The organism is Priestia sp. RMT2NF4, assembly GCF_047872835.1.
Lineage (GTDB): Bacteria > Bacillota > Bacilli > Bacillales > Bacillaceae_H > Priestia > Priestia zanthoxyli.
This window is the reverse complement of the sequence record NZ_JBLQZO010000004.1, coordinates 56,748-72,406: the sequence shown is the minus strand read 5'-3', so window position 1 is coordinate 72,406 and position 15,659 is coordinate 56,748. Positions and strand designations below refer to the sequence as shown.

Sequence of the window (15,659 nt, the reverse complement as noted above, 5' to 3'; positions counted from 1 at the left end):
GAGATGGATATATATACTATCTTTTCATTTATCATTCTATCACGTATGCTTGAACTCTTACTATAAAATCTACTATTTTGCTTCCCTTATTTATACAGTAAAATTCCTCTTTGCAAAAATATTTTTTCATGTTTAATTAGCACTCATAATTAAACGCGAAAAAAGCCACTAGTCTATACTAGTGGCTTTTAATTTTATCAAACCTTTTTAAGAATTGACAATTGCTTTTCAGCAACTGTAACGCTTTGAAATATACGTGTAAAAAAACATCCTGCTTTTGCCCTATAAATTAGTATCACACTCTGCTTTTATGCTTGAAAAGGCTGACCTACTTCATATTTGTCTTCAAGTACTAAAATCCCTTTTTCTTGAGGAGCGTTCGGAAGCGCCAGCTCCTTAGCAGAGCAAATCATGCCTGAAGAAGGTACACCGCGCAGCTCTGCATCTTTAATGATCATACCGCTTGGCATAACCGCTCCTACTTTTGCTACGACGACTTTTTGACCTACGTCTACATTTGGTGCTCCACATACAATTTGAAGTGTTTCTGTGCCAACATCTACTTTACAGATGTTTAGCTTATCTGCATTTGGATGCTTTTCTTTTTCTTGAACATATCCAACTACAAACTTAGGAGATAAATCCACTTCAAGTTTACCTTCAAAACCGCTTTCGCTAAGTACACGATTTACTTCTTCCACCATTTCTTCTGTTAATTCAAGAGAACCATTTCCCTCTACTTTTAACTTAGAAGAAGCATGAAAGATGTTATAGCCAGCCGTTGTATTTGATTTTTGATCAAAGATACGCACAACGTCGCTTTTTGTTTCAAACGTGCGATTTTCAATTGCAATATCTTCTAGCTTGACGATTAACGTATCGCCGATACCTTCTTTATTATAAAAAAGATTCATAATTAGTCCCGTCCTTTACTGCGATTTTTTCCTAGAATAAAAATAGGTTCTAGCTCACCGTTTTCGTATAAAAATGAAAGAGCTGTGATGGGTACACGTCCACTTGCAAAAAAGCTCATGGTCATTTGCGCAAGAATATCATAACCCGTTTCGTTTTGGATATCAGCTAGAATCAGCACATCTTGATGAGGTACTGCTACAGCCATTGTGCCCGAAACACTAGAAGCAAAATCTTGCAAAAATGCCTCGTTAAGAATTCGGCTTGCATCGTATCCATCGTTCTGATTTACAAAATAAAAGTCATTGCCTGCTACCGTATCTTTTTTATGTGAAATCGGCAAAGAGCGAAGATTAAATTTAGCCATTTCCCGCACTGCGGATAGATCTAAATTTTCCTTACGAATTAGTTTCTCATCTAATAGACGATATGTATTGCCTAAATCAAGCGCATAATAAATGCGTGTTTCAGCTGTATGTTCATCATAAATCAACGGCACGTCTTCATTCGATTTATCCGGAAAAGACGTTGAGCGAATAACTGGATAAATGCGCTTTTCTTTTCCCGTTACCTGCTGTTCATCGTTCATAACACGAAGAGCTTCTTTTATATAATATACCATTTCATCTAGAGCCGCTTCCTTTTTTTCTTCCCATTTTGCAATTAGCCCGGGTAAAGAAATGGTTACACCTTTTTTCGTTTCCTGATGTTCAACGCGCAGCGTATCTTTTTCACGATCAAATAAAAATGACCAATCCGCACCCGTTAATCGCTCTTCTAGTAGTTTTCTCATCTTTTGACTATTCATTTTCGCCATATTTACGCCTCCTTTTCTCATTTTTATGTATGAAGACTGATAGCTGTAGATCGCTATCAGTCTTCACTTGATTTATGCATTTAAGCCGTTAATAAACTCTTCAATTTCTTCTTTTGTTTTACGGTCTTTGCTGACAAAACGCCCTGTTTCTTCTCCGTTGCTGTAACCGACAAAGCTTGGAATGCCAAAGATGCTTAATTCTGCACAAAGATCGATAAAGTCGTCGCGGTCGACATAATGAAATGTATACTCGCTATGATTCGCCTCAATTTCTGGAAGCACAGGCTCGATTACTCGGCAATCTGGGCACCAGTCTGCTGAAAACATCATGATATGTTTTCCTTCTTTAATAATTTCTTTGTATTGTTCAATTGTTTGCATTTTTTCCATTTTTCTTTCCTCCACTTTTTCTTTTACTTTCGTATTTAAACGGCTAAAGCCCCATACATTTTTTAATCCTTCTACATCAAAACATAGTATATGAGTTGTTGCAACTATCATACACTGATGCTTTTCTATTATAAAGGGTTACAAAGAAATTTCCTATTGAACAGCTTGATTTGTCCTAAAATCCAGCTGTCCTTTTAGCATTAAAACAACCTGATAAAACATAGAAGTCCGATCTAAATTCCCATTGGTGAAAATGCCGATTGCTCCTTCTTTTTTTCGAATATTTTTTTGGTTTGTATACACTTCCATAGCTTCGGCTAATTCTTTTTTATCATGACGAAGCATATCGGCTACCGCTTCAGGAAGCCGAATACGAGCTCCTCCACCTAAAATCGGTTCAAGGTCCTTAGAGGTAACAAGACTTCCCCAGTTGCAAAGGAATAAGCCATGAGGCGTTTCCTGTACCCCTCCTTCAAGTCCAATGCCAATATCAGCACCTGTCTCTTTGACAGCAGCACGCGCGCGGTTAATCGCTCCTTGGATGGTTTCTTCATCAGAAAAAGGCTGTGGTGACACCCCGGACTGCACGTCTACCTCTACATATGTAAAAGTATCTCCAAATACTTTTTTTACTGCATTTACTTTTGTTGGGTTCTTCGTTCCGATTGCAATTTTCATTTTTTTCTCCTGTCATGATGAAACAAAGCAACCGCAAAAGCAGCTGCTTTGTTCTTCTTTATCCGTTTTGTTTAATCGTATCAAGCGTTGTTTGGTCTGTAGAGCGTACAAGTTTGACTAATAATTCTTTTGCAGCTGCATAGTCATCCACATGAATCATAGATGCATGGGTATGAATATAACGTGAACATACGCCGATCACTGCAGAAGGAACTCCGTTATTAGAAGTATGAACGCGCCCTGCATCCGTACCTCCTGGAGAAACGAAGTATTGATAAGGGATGCTGTTTGTCTCAGCTGTATCTAAGATAAATTCTCTCATTCCTCTATGTGTGACCATCGTACGGTCAAAGATACGAAGTAATACGCCTTTTCCTAATTGTCCAAATGCATTTTTATCGCCTGACGTATCGTTAGCAGGACTAGCATCTAGTGCATAAAACAAATCCGGTTTAATCATATTCGCAGCTGATTGAGCACCGCGAAGTCCTACTTCTTCTTGAACAGTAGCTCCAGAATATAAGATATTTGGCAATTTTTCATTTTTTACTTCTTTTAATAATTCAATCGCAAGTCCGCACCCATAGCGGTTATCCCATGCTTTTGCCAGTATTTTCTTTTCATTTGCCATTGGCGTAAACGGACAAATCGGTACAATTTGATCGCCAGGACGAATGCCCATTTCTGCTACTTCCTGCTTGCTATCTGCGCCCACATCAATCATCATATTTTTAATGGCCATTGGCTTGTTGCGCTGTGATTCGTCTAATAAATGGGGAGGGATAGAAGCAATTACGCCGGTGATAGGACCTTTTTTTGTCACAACATGGACGCGTTGAGCTAGAAGTACTTGACTCCACCATCCTCCTAGAGTTTGAAAACGAAGCATTCCTTTATCAGTTACAGACGTAACCATAAATCCTACTTCGTCCATATGTCCTGCTACCATTACTTTAGGACCTTTTTCTTCATTATAGCGAACGCCGAATAAACTTCCTAACCCATCTTGAATGACTTCATCTACAAGGGGTTCAATTTGCGAGCGCATAAATGAACGTACTTGATGTTCGTTTCCAGCGGCACCTGGTAACTCCGTTAATGTTTTAAATAGAGATAGCGTTTCATTGTTCATATATACTCTCCTTTATGTATCATTTTCTTTATTGTATCGAAAACCGGAAATAGTTGCTAGTTCCGTCCTTCTCTTCTATGACTCAACTTAACAAAGCATTCGACAATTTGATATAATGATGAAAACATATCCTTAAAAAGCAGGTGAATAACGTGAAATGGACTCAACTAATAGCAGGAGCTGCAGTCGGATTTGCAAGCGCTTATATTATTCAAAAAAGAACGTCGTCAATTTCCTCATCGGAAGCCCTTACGATTGTTAAAAGCGCTTTTAAACAAAATGGGGCAATCGACGGCTCATGGATTGAAACGACGACTAAGGTCATTCAAAAGCATGGTCTCTCTTTTTATGGTTATACAGGTGGAATTATCAGAACACGTGATGCAAAACAGGAACATTACGAGTTTTTCATTGATAAAAAAAGCGGTGCTATTATTGAATTGACGCTGAATACACCCGTTTAATTTCGTCAACTATTTCTCCTTTGTTATCCCATTTTACAGCTCGATAAAAAGCATCATGATAAAAACTTAGCCAAGCTTGATGCTCATAGGCATAAGCTAACCACTGCTGCTTTTGTTCAATCGAAGTCATTGGATAGTCATCATATGCCATTACCCATAAGACATTTTGATGTGCATGTGTTGGCAAAAGATCGCCCATGTGCACTAAGATGTCATTGTTTCCTTTTAATATAACTACAGCATGACCATCGCTGTGACCGCCGGTATGATGAACCGTTACTCCAGGCACAATTTCATCTTTGTCGCTAAATGTTATTACTTGATGCTGAATAAATTCCCAATTTTGTTTCCAATACGTATTTTTAGAACGTATATTAGGATTCCTCATTTCATTCCACTCGATGTCACTAACAAAAATTCTTGCATTTGGAAAAGCAGAGGAAAAGTTTCCGTTGATACATTTTGTTAAGCCTGACACATGATCAAAGTGGAGATGCGTCATAATGATATGAGTAATATCTTCGCACGTGAACCCTAACTTTTGTAAGTCTTCAGCAATAAATGATTCTTCCGTTACGCCAAAATGACGCTTTTTTTTCTCATCCAACATCCCATTTCCTATACCTGCATCAATTAACATGAGGTGTTTTTCAGTTTGAACGAGCAAAGGATCAGTCCTCATGGGAATTCGATTCCCGTCTGAAATGGGATATTTTTTTGTCCAAAGCTCTTTTGGAACAACACCAAACATTGCCCCTCCATCTAAATGATTATTCCCTCCACGAAGCCATGTAACTTTTAATTCGCCTATTGTTAGCGTTTCCATTTTACACCTCCATTATATTCCTTTTTATTTTATCACTATCCCCTTCTCTTTTTGAACAAAAAAAGACTGAGGAACTCAGTCTTTTTCATTCAGGTATTTTACTTCACAGCGGTAAATGCGGCTGCCTTTTTGTGAAAATTTCTCTTCATATTCCGTCATAACATTGCCTTCAAAATCGCTTTTATGCAAATCTAAGCTAATGTACTTGAGAAGAAGTCCATATTCTGAAAAGCTTGTCAATGAATACTCAAATAGCCCTTGATTATCTGTTTTAAAGTGAATTTCTCCACCATCAACCAGCAGATTTTCATACATGCTTAAGAACGTTTTGTATGTTAAGCGGCGCTTGGCATGTCTCTTTTTTGGCCATGGATCAGAGAAATTGAGATAAACGCGACCCACATCATTTTTTGCAAAAAACTCACTAAGATGGTTAGCATCTACATTCAACAACTTTAAATTTGGAAGCTCTTCTTCAATCAATCGTTCTAGAGCACTTAAGATGACACTTTCATACATTTCAATTCCAATATAGTTGATATGCGGATTTTGTTTAGCCATCCCTACTAAAAATTGGCCTTTTCCTGTTCCTACTTCAATATGAAGAGGATTTTCATTTCCAAAAACTTCTTTCCAGTTTCCTTTATACTCCGCTGGATTTGGAACCACGTATTGGGGATTTTCAGCAATTTTATCTTTTGCCCAAGGTTTGTTTCGTAATCTCATGTTGCACCTCTTTAATTTATTTTGACGCATTGAAAATGTCGGTTATTCGAAACAACCGACATTTTCATGCATAATTGTGTTTAGATAGAAAAAAATAAGAGCATCATACGAGAAAGGATGATGCTTAATGCCTTTAAATGCCGAACACCAAATGAATATAGTAAAAGATATTTTATCTAATCATCAAAGTGATTGCTGCGGAACGGTTGCGGAATGTGAACAGGTTGAACGTTTAATTCAATCAATGTTAGCAAAAGGATATGCTAGCACAGACGTACAAGCAACACTACAAAACGTTTATAAATACACGCAAGATGCAAAAAGTGCTGCTCATTTAGACGAACATATTCAAACCAATCAACAAAATTTATCACAATGGGTCCAAGAACTATCTACCTTGTCATAACCTTTGCTACTGTGCTTGAATGTCGTTGACGAGCAACATCCGAAGATATTCAAGCCAGTAATTCATTTCAGAATGTTCATTTTTCGAACGATGCCATTCAATGAATAAAATGGTTTGACTTATCACATACCACTTCATTCTCGTTTTCAAGTTCTCAGTTAGTTCAACCCCATAATGCTCAAGCCATTCTTCCCACTGAGATGGATTGATGTACCAATAAAGCAATAAACCTAAATCAATAGCAGGATCTGCAATCATCGCTCCGTCCCAATCGATTAAATATAGCTGCGTATTCTCTCCAAGCATCCAGTTATTGTGGTTCACATCACAGTGACATACCACATATTTATCTGTCTGAATGGACGGAAGCTCTGCTTGTAAATAGCTGATTCCCTGCTCTACAATACTCTCTTTTTGAAGTCGCTCGTCCACGTTCTCTAGAATATCGGCTAGCACGTCTCCGGGAAGAAGCGGTGTTTTCCCTAACCTTTTCAACATATCTAATAACTCGTTTGAATGATGAATTTTACTAAGCAATTCTGTCACTCGACTCGAATTCATATCTTTTGGTTTTAATTCTCGACCATCTAGCCAGTGCTGAGCTGTGATCACATCTCCATTTTCCATTCGTCTTGTCCACACGAGCTTCGGTACAATTCCTTCAGCTGACAATACTGCTAAAAAAGGTGATGAATTACGCTTTAAAAAAAGCTTTCGGTCTTGAAATTTTGCAAAATAAGCTTCTCCTGTCGCTCCGCCAGCAGGAGTAATTTCCCATTCGCTTCCTAATATATCTTCCAACCAATTCACCTTCAATTTCAACACACACATTTCGTTTAAAAATTTCACTCAATAAAGCAATCTATTAAGACATCATGACGTTATTTTCTTAGTAAATAAAAAAGACGGCTATTGAGGATATGTATCAATAGCCATCCTTTATAAATATTATCTCCATCACACTTTTTTCGTCAAGTGGTTGAAGACAATAATTACGTTTGAAATAAAATAAGAACGCTAAGCTTTGGAACATTTATAGCATTATCCTCTATAGTAGGATACCCATTTTTATATACTTTACAATGATCAAGTGCTATTTTCCATGGTCCTTCTGGCAAAACTACTTTTTCTTCCATTAGGCCTTGATTAAAAAACACAATAATATTCTTCCACGGACCGTAAGCCAATACGTTTGATAAGCAATAGCCAATAACGGATTTCGGCGTGTTTAGAAAAGAGACATGCTGCCTAATCGCTGAAGCATCCCCCAAGCGAAATGCATCGTGCTGTTTGCGAATACGAATCAGCTCTTGAACCCAATTCACATCAGAAGAAAATTCCCTTCTTCGATTCCAATCGAGTGCATTAATATCATCGGGTGAATTATAGCTGTTCTCTACGCCTTTTTTAGTGCGGTAAAACTCTTGACCACTATGAAGAAACGGTATGCCTTGTGAAAGAAGCACAATAGCAGTAGCAAGGCGATGACGACTTCTACGAGTGTCTTCGTCTTCTTCTCCGTTTGAATTCGTTAACTTATCCCACAGCGTATGATTATCATGTGATTCAACATAATTAATTGACTGTGCTGGATTTATAAATAAAGCGGGACTGTCTTCTTTATCCAAAATGCTACCCGCTATCACAGATTGCACTGCTTCTTTTTGATGAATATTCCCGCTGATAAAACCTTTTTCATACACATCGAACGTGCTTCCTTTTACAGAATCTCGAAAGCGGTCATTAAAATAGCCGATTTGAGGTGTTTGGCGGGCATTCGCCATCATTGCTTTTTGAGTGTGGGGAAGAGGCGTATTTAAATCCCAGCCTTCGCCAAACACCAAAATAGTAGAATCAATTTCATTTATTTTTTCCCGAATGATTTTCATCGTTTCTATATCTAAAATCCCCATGAGGTCAAAACGAAAACCATCAACATCGTACTCTTTTATCCAAAATAATACTGAATCGATAATAAACTTTTGCGCCATTTTCCGTTCAGAAGCAAAATCATTTCCTACTCCCGTCCCGTTCGAAGGCATCCCAAACTCATCATGTCGAAAATAATAGCCCGGAACAATTTTTTCAAAAGGTGATTCTTCTCGTACAAATACGTGATTATAAACTACATCTATAATAACACGGAATCCCTGTTGATGAAGCGTTGATATTAATTGCTTCACTTCAACAATACGAGTGGTGGGATTTGAAGGGTCAGCAGAGTAGCTTCCTTCCGGCACATTAAACAACAATGGATTATACCCCCAATTATAAGAAGCATGAGGATTTAATTCATCTACTCCGCCAAAGTCGTTAATAGGAAGAAATTCAAGATGGGTCACTCCTAGCTCTTTTAAATAATGGAGGCCTGTTGGTTTACCTGGCTGACCGCTTGATTCAGTAACAGCTAGGTACGTACCTTTTTTTTCTATCCCGCTTGAAGGATGAATAGAAAAGTCTCGAACATGCATTTCGTAAATAACGGCATCCGTTGGCTGAAGGAAAGGCGGCTTTTCATGGGGATGAACATAGGCTGTATGAAGATTTATCAGAACTCCGTATTCACTATTTGCTGTAGCTGCAACGGCATAAGGGTCCACCGCTTCATTTGTCCGACCGTTTACATCTATTAAAAATCGATAATAATACCCTTCTTTATCTAAGGGAAGTTCCTTTTCCCATACGCCTTTTCTTTGACGAGTCATAACGTACAGTTCTTCTTCTCCGCTATTTGCATGTATTAATTTTAAAACCACTGCTGATGCAGTCGGGGCCCAGACTTTTATCATAATATGATCTGAATAAAAGGCTGCACCCAAATCATTTTGATTATAATAAAATCTTTCATCAAACTCTTTTGTTCGTATAACAGCCCCTACCTGCAACGGAACTTTCTCCCCGTGATTATCACAGATAACGTACGAATGTCCAATTTCTATGCTCTCTTCAACCTTACCTTCATATTTGATAAAACCTTCTAATTCATGTACGTTTTCAATAGAGATGGTCTCATGCATTTGTGCACCTTTAATCACAAAAAAATCAATTTGACCTTCATGATAAGAAGTTGGAACTAAAACAGTAATACGATCTATTTGATCTAAATAAGCCTGAAACTTATTATCACCAGTCATCCTTTTCTCCTCCTTATGCCAATTACCTCTTTAGTAGCATTATATGTAGCAAACGCAAAAACGAAAGCACTTTCATAGCATGAATGTTCGGATTATTCATCTGCTTCGAATTCCCGGTCAAAATAAATACTCTGGCTGTGTTCGAGCAGTACCTGAGCTGCTTTCATCTGTTTAAACTTTAAAGGCGCTTTAGATTTCCTAAGTTCATAAAACCATTCTTCATACTTTCTAGCATCTACAAATTCAACCTGATAAGGCTCCGCAGCGTAGTCAATGTATCCATTTCTGCTTAGTAATATTTTCTTTACGCTATGTTCAATATCGTGAGTACGATAGATACTTCGGACAATTTGCTCCATTCGATTTAACCCAATTAACGGATTTAATATCTTTTTTTGATCTCTTCCTCTTAACTCTGTCCAAAAATTTTCTTTTGAATACTGAAAAACAGCACTTTTATATGTTTCTATTAAACAAATACAGAGGGTTTCCGTTGGAGTAACAATAATGATATCCCCTTCTACCGGAGCTTTATTAATCAGGAAAACAGGCTTGTACATCACGAGATACGTATCAGGAAAGCGCTGAATAAAATAACGGAGAGCTTCATCATGGTAATATTTACGATCTGCTTGCGAGAACTCAAATAAAGTGGATGTAGCCCATTTCATTTGAAGATCAAATACATTTTCTAAAAACAATATTTTCAAATCTTCCGCTGTTCGTGGAAGAGTTGTAAACCTCAATAGCTCTTGATTTTCCACGCTATCGCTAGAGAACGCTTCTTCCACTTCAAGCGTTTCTTTTTTCCTTTTAAACCGCTCTTTTGCTTTTTGCAAAAATGAACGTTGAGCTTTTGTTTCTTCTTTTACAGGAGGGCCATGTAATAGCCCTTGTTCAAACAATTGCTTCGCTTTCTTCCAATTATGTTTTTTTAAATGATTAAACTGAGACGTGTAGTGATAAACGTCTTTTTCATAACGGGAAATATAATCTTGCACCTTAAGTAGCTGCGCCACGTTTACATCAATCCCCTAATTAAAATTCCTCTAACACTTGGTTCACCGATTGTTTCTCTATTATCATCGGCGTTTTCTTTCCTTTAATAAGAGTGATCTTTAAATAACCTCTCTCCATGCTTGTATGTTCATATGCTACTGTGACTGCAATGAAAAAGATAGTATTTTTTTATATTTAGGTTTGCTAGCAGGATGAACTTCAAAAAGGGCAAATGAACTTACTTGAAACTGTTCTTCAACCGACGTTTGCTTTAACTGCTCTTCCGAAAGCCCGGCTTCCCCTCCCCACTTCTTTGCAATCGTAATATGAGGACGATAAGGACGTTTTTCGTATAAGCCGCTTAGGTCTCCCCATACAGCTTGTATATCCCTTTGTAGATTCACAAGCTTATCATTTGGCTTAAGGCTTACATAAAGCACTCTAGGCTTGTTATACGCACCGAACACATCGTACTGAACGGTCTGCAGTGAAAAACTTGAATGACGGGAGGCTACTTCTTTTAAGCGGTTAATCAGCTTTTCCTTTTTGTTATCTACAAATCCTAAGAATTGTAGTGTTATATGATAATCGTCAGGGTATGTCCATTGTTTAAAAGGAAAAGGTGTTAATTCTTTTGCCCAATTTTCTGCCTGATATGCAATGGAGACTGGCACGTTGATTCCAATAAAATAGTGTTGATCACTTTTCATCAAATCCCTCCTTTTCTTTTCATTATCTTTCCCCAATTTGTCATGTTCAAAAAGAGCTAGATTTATTTTAAAGGTTTTCTGGATCAAATAGAGAGGTTTTTCTGAAAATTTGTCATGTGCTTAAAAAATAAGAAATTGTGTTATCATAGAAATAATACAGAGAATTTTTATAAGAAAAGGATGAGAAAAATGAAAGTTGTTAACAATATGGCTGATTTGATTGGCGAGACACCTCTTGTTAAATTGAATCGTCTTCAACCAGCAGATGGAGCATCCGTTTACTTAAAACTAGAATTTTTTAATCCGAGCCGTAGTGTAAAAGACCGTGCTGCTTTTAATATGATCGTGGAAGCTGAAAAAGCAGGCTTGCTCAATGAAAATTCCACCATTATTGAACCAACGAGCGGAAATACAGGTATTGGCTTAGCTATGAATGCAGCAGCAAGAGGGTATCGTTCTATTTTAGTCATGCCCGATACGATGACTCAAGAACGAATTAACTTGTTAAAAGCATATGGTGCTGAAGTTGTTCTAACACCTGGCGATGAAAAAATGCCTGGCGCAATCCGCAAGGCAGAAGAGCTTACAAAAGAAATTCCAAATGCATTTATGCCCATGCAGTTTGAAAATAATGCAAACCCTGACGCACATCGAAAAACGACTGCTAAGGAAATTATTGAGGCAATGAACGATTTAGGAAAAGACCTATCTGCTTTTGTTGCTACTGCTGGAACAGGCGGAACGATCACGGGCACAGGTGAAGTCCTAAGAGAAAACTACCCAAATATGACCGTTCATGTTGTGGAACCAGCTGGGTCTCCTGTATTATCTGGAGGAAGACCTGGAAAGCACAAGCTTGTAGGAACAAGCCCTGGATTTATTCCTGATACGCTTAACATAGAGGTTTACGACGAAATTTTAAAAATTAAAGATGAACAAGCCTACGATATTACGCGACGCCTAGCTTCTGAAGAAGGGATTTTAGTCGGTCCTTCATCTGGCGCTGCGTGCTATGCTGCTATCGAGGTAGCCAAAAAATTATCTCCTGATCAAGTGGTCGTATGTATTGCTTGCGATACAGGTGAACGTTATTTATCAAGCGACCTATTCTCATATGAATAATAAAGAGGCTGGAACAAAAGGATTTTAGCCCAAATGAAAAACGAACCATTGATCAACATGTTTGATTCATGGTTCGTTTTTTTGTGATGGTGAATGTAGGTTCATCGGTTTCGTTACTTCTAGCAGTTGATTGGAGGGCAAGGCGAAGACTCCTGCGGGAAAAGCAGAACAGGTGAGCCCCCGCAGGAGCCCAGGCGACGAGGAGACTCAGCGGCCGCCCGCGGAAAGCGAAGCCTTGCATGGAAATCAACTGCGGTGTCACAAACAGTCCAGCTCATGTATCCTAGTTATTCACCTTTAAATTGGATTCGTTTCGTTATGTCTCAACCTCTTTTTATTTAGCCAATTCGTAAATAGCCTGTGCATAAATAGCTGTTGCACGAAGCAAATCTTCAATTACCATGTACTCGTCTTTTTCGTGCGCTACTTCTTCACGGCCTGGGAAAAGAGGTCCAAATGCCACACCCGCTTCTAATGCTCTGGCATATGTTCCTCCTCCAATTGAAATAAGCGTAGGTTCTTCATTTGTTTGTTCTTGGTAAACCTTTTGAAGCGTTTGAATAAGCTCATGTTTTTGATCGACGTGATGTGGTTTAGAATCTGTAAAATGTTTGATAGTCATTTGATAAGATTCACTTTTTTCTTTAATCGTATCAATAATATCGTCAATATGAGCTGATACAGGATAGCGAATATTTAAGCCAAAGTGCCCCGCTTCTTCTTGATTATAAGACATGATTCCCACATTTATCGTTAAATCACCCGTGACCTCATCTTTGCGATTTAAGCCCATTTTTTCTCCTAGTGCATCTTGGACTAAATACGCATTTGCATAACCTACAAACTGATTAGCTTGTTCATCAAGTTCTAATGTGTGTAAAAAGCGAAGAAGTGTAAGCCCAGCATTTTTCCCTTTATCAGGCACGCTTCCATGTGCTGAAACTCCTTCTAGAGTAAGTGTATACGCACCGCTCTTTTCGGTTATTGAACCTTTTAAAGACTTATCTTTTAAAAATTGATCATATTTATTTTTAATATCCGTTTCACTATGGAATTCAAGAACAGCTGTTGCAAGATCAGGAACCATATTGTAGCGTCGCCCAGAGACAAATGATGTAAGCTGGACGCTTCCCTTTGTTCCTTCAATGGGCTGCTGGCGAATTTCTACATCTGTAATGCCTTTTTCAGCATAAATGATAGGAAAATCCGCATCCGGCGCAAATCCCATCGTTGGCATCTCTTCATGATTGAAGTAGTGGTCCACACATCTCCAGTCACTTTCTTCATCCGTTCCAATAATCATTCGAACCCGCTTAGATAGAGGAAGCCCTAAATCTTTCACAATTTTCATCGCATAATAAGCAGCCATCGTCGGGCCCTTATCGTCGATTGCTCCTCTAGCAAAAATTTTCCCGTCTTTTATTTCACCGCCGTATGGATCAACCGACCACCCGTCTCCTTCAGGAACGACGTCTACGTGACACAAAATGCCAAGAAGGTCTTTTCCTTCTCCCGCTTCAATATGACCTGCATATCCGTCTACGTTCTTGACGGAAAACCCGTCATTTTTTCCTTTGTTTAAAAGAAAGTGAAGCGCTTGAGCAACTCCAGGTCCAAATGGCTCTTCTTTTTTTTCTGTGCTTGTCAAAACACTTTTAATTTGCAAAAAACGCTGCGTCTCAGCTAGAATTTCAGCTTCTCTTTTTTGCACTTCCTCTTTCCAATTAATTGCTGTCATCTGTGTGCCTCCTTTGCCTGCTTTTACAGATTGTATCTATCATTACTATTGGTAAATTTAACTTTATCATACCTTTATATAGAAAGAAATAATTGTCTCTTTCCTTTCATATCAAAGGTTTACAGAGTCAAAATTCCGGGAAATAATTTGTAGGCACAATCGATAAAAACGGATTCTATTTGTTTATTGTTTACATATACTATAAAAAATGTGCAAATAGAGGAAGGAGATGTTACGAAAGGATTACATATTTATATCATTTTTTGTAAATATTGTGTTAATTTGCGTTTTCTCTTTTATTTTTCTGTCGATTTTGTGTACAATAAGAATAAGGACTGAAATAGTGCTTGACATCTCAGAGTTATAAAGAAGTTGTGCCTTACGAAAAACGAATAAGGAAGTGGTTTTTTGAAACCTTCAACTAATCGAATGCTAACTCGTATCAAATCGGTCTATATGTTCATTTGTAAAAATGGAACAGTTACAACGCAAGAGCTCGTAGACGAATTTGGTATTACACCAAGAACCATTCAGCGTGACTTGAATGTGTTAGCATATAATGATTTAGTTCGCAGCCCAAGTCGCGGTACATGGACGACTACGCAAAAGAAGGTCAAGATGTCATCCTAGTAAGTTTATTTCAAGGGTAGTAAGTGATTTATATATAGAGATAAAATTCTACGCAGTAGAAAGTCAAGACTTGGACGAGTGCATAGTCCCCCGCTCCATTTGCACGTCAAGCAGAGTTGGTACTCGTTTAAGTGCTTTAACGTGAAATGTTTCACTTGTCGAATAAAGTGGACAAAAAAAGGAACCATTTTAGACTTAGGTTCCTTTTTCTTTCGCCTCTTCTTAGGCATTTGATTTTTGTAATAAAGCTAGTTCTTCTTCCGTTAACTCCCTGTACTCTCCTAAATCTAACGACTCGTCTAATAGCAAAGCTCCCATAGATAAACGTTTTAAATACGTTACTTTTTTTCCTCTTGCTTCAAACATACGCTTCACTTGATGAAATTTCCCTTCAACGATCGTTAATTCAATTTCTGATTCCACACCGCTTGTTAGTACCTTTAACTCTGCTGATTTTGTTACGTATCCATCATCAAGAGTGACACCCTGTCTAAATGCTTCAGCATCTTCTTCAGTCACCGGCGCATTAATTTTTGCAAAATACGTTTTAGGAACGTGCTTTTTAGGAGATAGCAGCTGATGTGCAAGCTGACCATCATTTGTCAGCAGCAAGAGCCCTTCTGTATCTTTGTCTAAACGCCCTACCGGAAATGGGTCATACACAGCATCGTCAATTTCCAATAAGTCCAAAACTGTTTCATGAAGAGAATCTTCCGTCGCTGATATGACACCTTGCGGCTTATGCAACATAAAGTAAACAAATTCTCGGTAAGAAACGGCTTCGCCATGCACAGTTATTTCTTGTTCATCTGGATTAACATGTACCTTAGCATCTTTAACCGCTGTACCGTCTACCTTAACAGCTCCAGTCTTTAAAAGACCTTTAACTTCTTTTCGGCTTCCGTACCCAATGGTAGAAAGCAATTTATCCAAACGCATGTAATATCCTCCTTTTTTTGAAAAGAAGATGACTCT

The 15,659-nt window shown here is 38.1% G+C and carries 18 protein-coding genes; 5 read left to right on the top strand and 13 right to left on the bottom strand.

From position 1 onward, the window contains the following. Positions 1-308 precede the first annotated feature (308 nt). The 5 genes from ytpR to ACMX9J_RS17930 all read right to left on the bottom strand — a co-directional run bounded on the left by ytpR (position 309) and on the right by ACMX9J_RS17930 (position 3,929). A complete protein-coding gene (gene ytpR, locus ACMX9J_RS17950; protein ID WP_416226072.1) occupies positions 309-914 on the bottom strand; it encodes a YtpR family tRNA-binding protein in 606 nt (201 codons plus the stop codon). A gap of 2 nt (positions 915-916) precedes the next feature. Further along, the gene (locus ACMX9J_RS17945) at positions 917-1,729 is read right to left on the bottom strand and encodes a DUF1444 domain-containing protein (RefSeq protein ID WP_014457994.1); all 813 of its coding nucleotides are present in this window, start codon (positions 1,727-1,729) and stop codon (positions 917-919) included. Between the two features lie 72 nt (positions 1,730-1,801). Further along, positions 1,802-2,119, bottom strand: coding sequence for a thioredoxin family protein (locus ACMX9J_RS17940; RefSeq protein ID WP_013059504.1), 318 nt, complete (start codon positions 2,117-2,119; stop codon positions 1,802-1,804). A gap of 153 nt (positions 2,120-2,272) precedes the next feature. Beyond that, positions 2,273-2,797 carry a DUF84 family protein gene (locus tag ACMX9J_RS17935; RefSeq protein ID WP_033579598.1) on the bottom strand — a complete coding sequence of 175 codons (525 nt, stop codon included), beginning with the start codon at positions 2,795-2,797 and terminating at the stop codon, positions 2,273-2,275. Positions 2,798-2,855: 58 nt separating this feature from the next. Then, positions 2,856-3,929: a M42 family metallopeptidase gene (locus tag ACMX9J_RS17930; RefSeq protein ID WP_013059506.1), complete on the bottom strand. Its 1,074-nt coding sequence runs from the start codon at positions 3,927-3,929 to the stop codon at positions 2,856-2,858. Positions 3,930-4,081: 152 nt separating this feature from the next. On the opposite strand from ACMX9J_RS17930, the gene ACMX9J_RS17925 reads away from it, so the two are divergent. Continuing rightward, positions 4,082-4,393 (top strand): PepSY domain-containing protein, encoded by a 312-nt coding sequence (locus ACMX9J_RS17925; protein WP_028411825.1) that lies wholly within the window; start codon positions 4,082-4,084, stop codon positions 4,391-4,393. On the opposite strand, the gene ACMX9J_RS17920 is transcribed toward ACMX9J_RS17925, so the two are convergent. Both ACMX9J_RS17920 and trmB read right to left on the bottom strand, forming a co-directional pair. Continuing rightward, positions 4,362-5,219 carry a YtnP family quorum-quenching lactonase gene (locus tag ACMX9J_RS17920; RefSeq protein ID WP_028411826.1) on the bottom strand — a complete coding sequence of 286 codons (858 nt, stop codon included), beginning with the start codon at positions 5,217-5,219 and terminating at the stop codon, positions 4,362-4,364. The genes ACMX9J_RS17925 and ACMX9J_RS17920 overlap by 32 nt on opposite strands. Before the next feature lie 75 nt (positions 5,220-5,294). Next, entirely contained in the window at positions 5,295-5,945 is a 651-nt protein-coding gene (trmB, locus tag ACMX9J_RS17915; RefSeq protein ID WP_028411827.1) for a tRNA (guanosine(46)-N7)-methyltransferase TrmB, read from the bottom strand. 127 nt (positions 5,946-6,072) lie between these two features. Here trmB and ACMX9J_RS17910 point away from each other — a divergent pair, with 127 nt between their 5' ends. Then, positions 6,073-6,351, top strand: coding sequence for a YtzH-like family protein (locus ACMX9J_RS17910; protein ID WP_028411828.1), 279 nt, complete (start codon positions 6,073-6,075; stop codon positions 6,349-6,351). 6 nt (positions 6,352-6,357) lie between these two features. Here the strand turns inward: ACMX9J_RS17910 and ACMX9J_RS17905 are convergent, their stop codons facing one another. The 4 genes from ACMX9J_RS17905 to thpR form a co-directional block, all read right to left on the bottom strand. Further along, positions 6,358-7,182: a phosphotransferase family protein gene (locus ACMX9J_RS17905; RefSeq protein WP_176344694.1), complete on the bottom strand. Its 825-nt coding sequence runs from the start codon at positions 7,180-7,182 to the stop codon at positions 6,358-6,360. Between the two features lie 161 nt (positions 7,183-7,343). Beyond that, positions 7,344-9,485, bottom strand: a complete 2,142-nt coding sequence (pulA, locus tag ACMX9J_RS17900) for a type I pullulanase (protein WP_033579596.1) — start codon at positions 9,483-9,485, stop codon at positions 7,344-7,346. Between the two features lie 92 nt (positions 9,486-9,577). Further along, entirely contained in the window at positions 9,578-10,504 is a 927-nt protein-coding gene (locus ACMX9J_RS17895; RefSeq protein ID WP_416226071.1) for a hypothetical protein, read from the bottom strand. A 135-nt stretch (positions 10,505-10,639) separates the two neighbouring features. After that, positions 10,640-11,194 carry an RNA 2',3'-cyclic phosphodiesterase gene (gene thpR / locus ACMX9J_RS17890; protein WP_028411832.1) on the bottom strand — a complete coding sequence of 185 codons (555 nt, stop codon included), beginning with the start codon at positions 11,192-11,194 and terminating at the stop codon, positions 10,640-10,642. A 189-nt stretch (positions 11,195-11,383) separates the two neighbouring features. Here thpR and cysK point away from each other — a divergent pair, with 189 nt between their 5' ends. Together cysK and ACMX9J_RS17880 are read left to right on the top strand one after the other, a co-directional pair. After that, positions 11,384-12,316 (top strand): cysteine synthase A, encoded by a 933-nt coding sequence (gene cysK / locus ACMX9J_RS17885; RefSeq protein ID WP_033579594.1) that lies wholly within the window; start codon positions 11,384-11,386, stop codon positions 12,314-12,316. Between the two features lie 126 nt (positions 12,317-12,442). Next, a complete protein-coding gene (locus tag ACMX9J_RS17880; RefSeq protein ID WP_176343380.1) occupies positions 12,443-12,658 on the top strand; it encodes a hypothetical protein in 216 nt (71 codons plus the stop codon). On the opposite strand, the gene pepV is transcribed toward ACMX9J_RS17880, so the two are convergent. Continuing rightward, on the bottom strand, positions 12,651-14,054 hold the full coding sequence (gene pepV, locus ACMX9J_RS17875; protein WP_028411834.1) for a dipeptidase PepV: 1,404 nt from the start codon (positions 14,052-14,054) through the stop codon (positions 12,651-12,653). The two genes, ACMX9J_RS17880 and pepV, sit on opposite strands and share 8 nt — an antisense overlap. A gap of 408 nt (positions 14,055-14,462) precedes the next feature. On the opposite strand from pepV, the gene ACMX9J_RS17870 reads away from it, so the two are divergent. Continuing rightward, a complete protein-coding gene (locus tag ACMX9J_RS17870) occupies positions 14,463-14,684 on the top strand; it encodes a DeoR family transcriptional regulator (protein WP_013059517.1) in 222 nt (73 codons plus the stop codon). 222 nt (positions 14,685-14,906) lie between these two features. On the opposite strand, the gene ACMX9J_RS17865 is transcribed toward ACMX9J_RS17870, so the two are convergent. Beyond that, positions 14,907-15,623 carry a pseudouridine synthase gene (locus tag ACMX9J_RS17865; protein WP_028411835.1) on the bottom strand — a complete coding sequence of 239 codons (717 nt, stop codon included), beginning with the start codon at positions 15,621-15,623 and terminating at the stop codon, positions 14,907-14,909. Between the last annotated feature and the right edge of the window lie 36 nt (positions 15,624-15,659).

Excerpts from the sequence above, each read along its gene's own strand:
- ytpR (WP_416226072.1), bottom strand. The coding sequence starts at position 914 with ATGAATCTTTTTTATAATAAAGAAGGTATCGGCGATACGTTAATCGTC.
- ACMX9J_RS17945 (WP_014457994.1), bottom strand. The coding sequence starts at position 1,729 with ATGGCGAAAATGAATAGTCAAAAGATGAGAAAACTACTAGAAGAGCGA.
- ACMX9J_RS17940 (WP_013059504.1), bottom strand. The coding sequence starts at position 2,119 with ATGGAAAAAATGCAAACAATTGAACAATACAAAGAAATTATTAAAGAA.
- ACMX9J_RS17935 (WP_033579598.1), bottom strand. The coding sequence starts at position 2,797 with ATGAAAATTGCAATCGGAACGAAGAACCCAACAAAAGTAAATGCAGTA.
- ACMX9J_RS17930 (WP_013059506.1), bottom strand. The coding sequence starts at position 3,929 with ATGAACAATGAAACGCTATCTCTATTTAAAACATTAACGGAGTTACCA.
- ACMX9J_RS17920 (WP_028411826.1), bottom strand. The coding sequence starts at position 5,219 with ATGGAAACGCTAACAATAGGCGAATTAAAAGTTACATGGCTTCGTGGA.
- trmB (WP_028411827.1), bottom strand. The coding sequence starts at position 5,945 with ATGAGATTACGAAACAAACCTTGGGCAAAAGATAAAATTGCTGAAAAT.
- ACMX9J_RS17910 (WP_028411828.1), top strand. The coding sequence starts at position 6,073 with ATGCCTTTAAATGCCGAACACCAAATGAATATAGTAAAAGATATTTTA.
- ACMX9J_RS17905 (WP_176344694.1), bottom strand. The coding sequence starts at position 7,182 with ATGTGTGTGTTGAAATTGAAGGTGAATTGGTTGGAAGATATATTAGGA.
- pulA (WP_033579596.1), bottom strand. The coding sequence starts at position 9,485 with ATGACTGGTGATAATAAGTTTCAGGCTTATTTAGATCAAATAGATCGT.
- thpR (WP_028411832.1), bottom strand. The coding sequence starts at position 11,194 with ATGAAAAGTGATCAACACTATTTTATTGGAATCAACGTGCCAGTCTCC.
- cysK (WP_033579594.1), top strand. The coding sequence starts at position 11,384 with ATGAAAGTTGTTAACAATATGGCTGATTTGATTGGCGAGACACCTCTT.
- pepV (WP_028411834.1), bottom strand. The coding sequence starts at position 14,054 with ATGACAGCAATTAATTGGAAAGAGGAAGTGCAAAAAAGAGAAGCTGAA.
- ACMX9J_RS17865 (WP_028411835.1), bottom strand. The coding sequence starts at position 15,623 with ATGCGTTTGGATAAATTGCTTTCTACCATTGGGTACGGAAGCCGAAAA.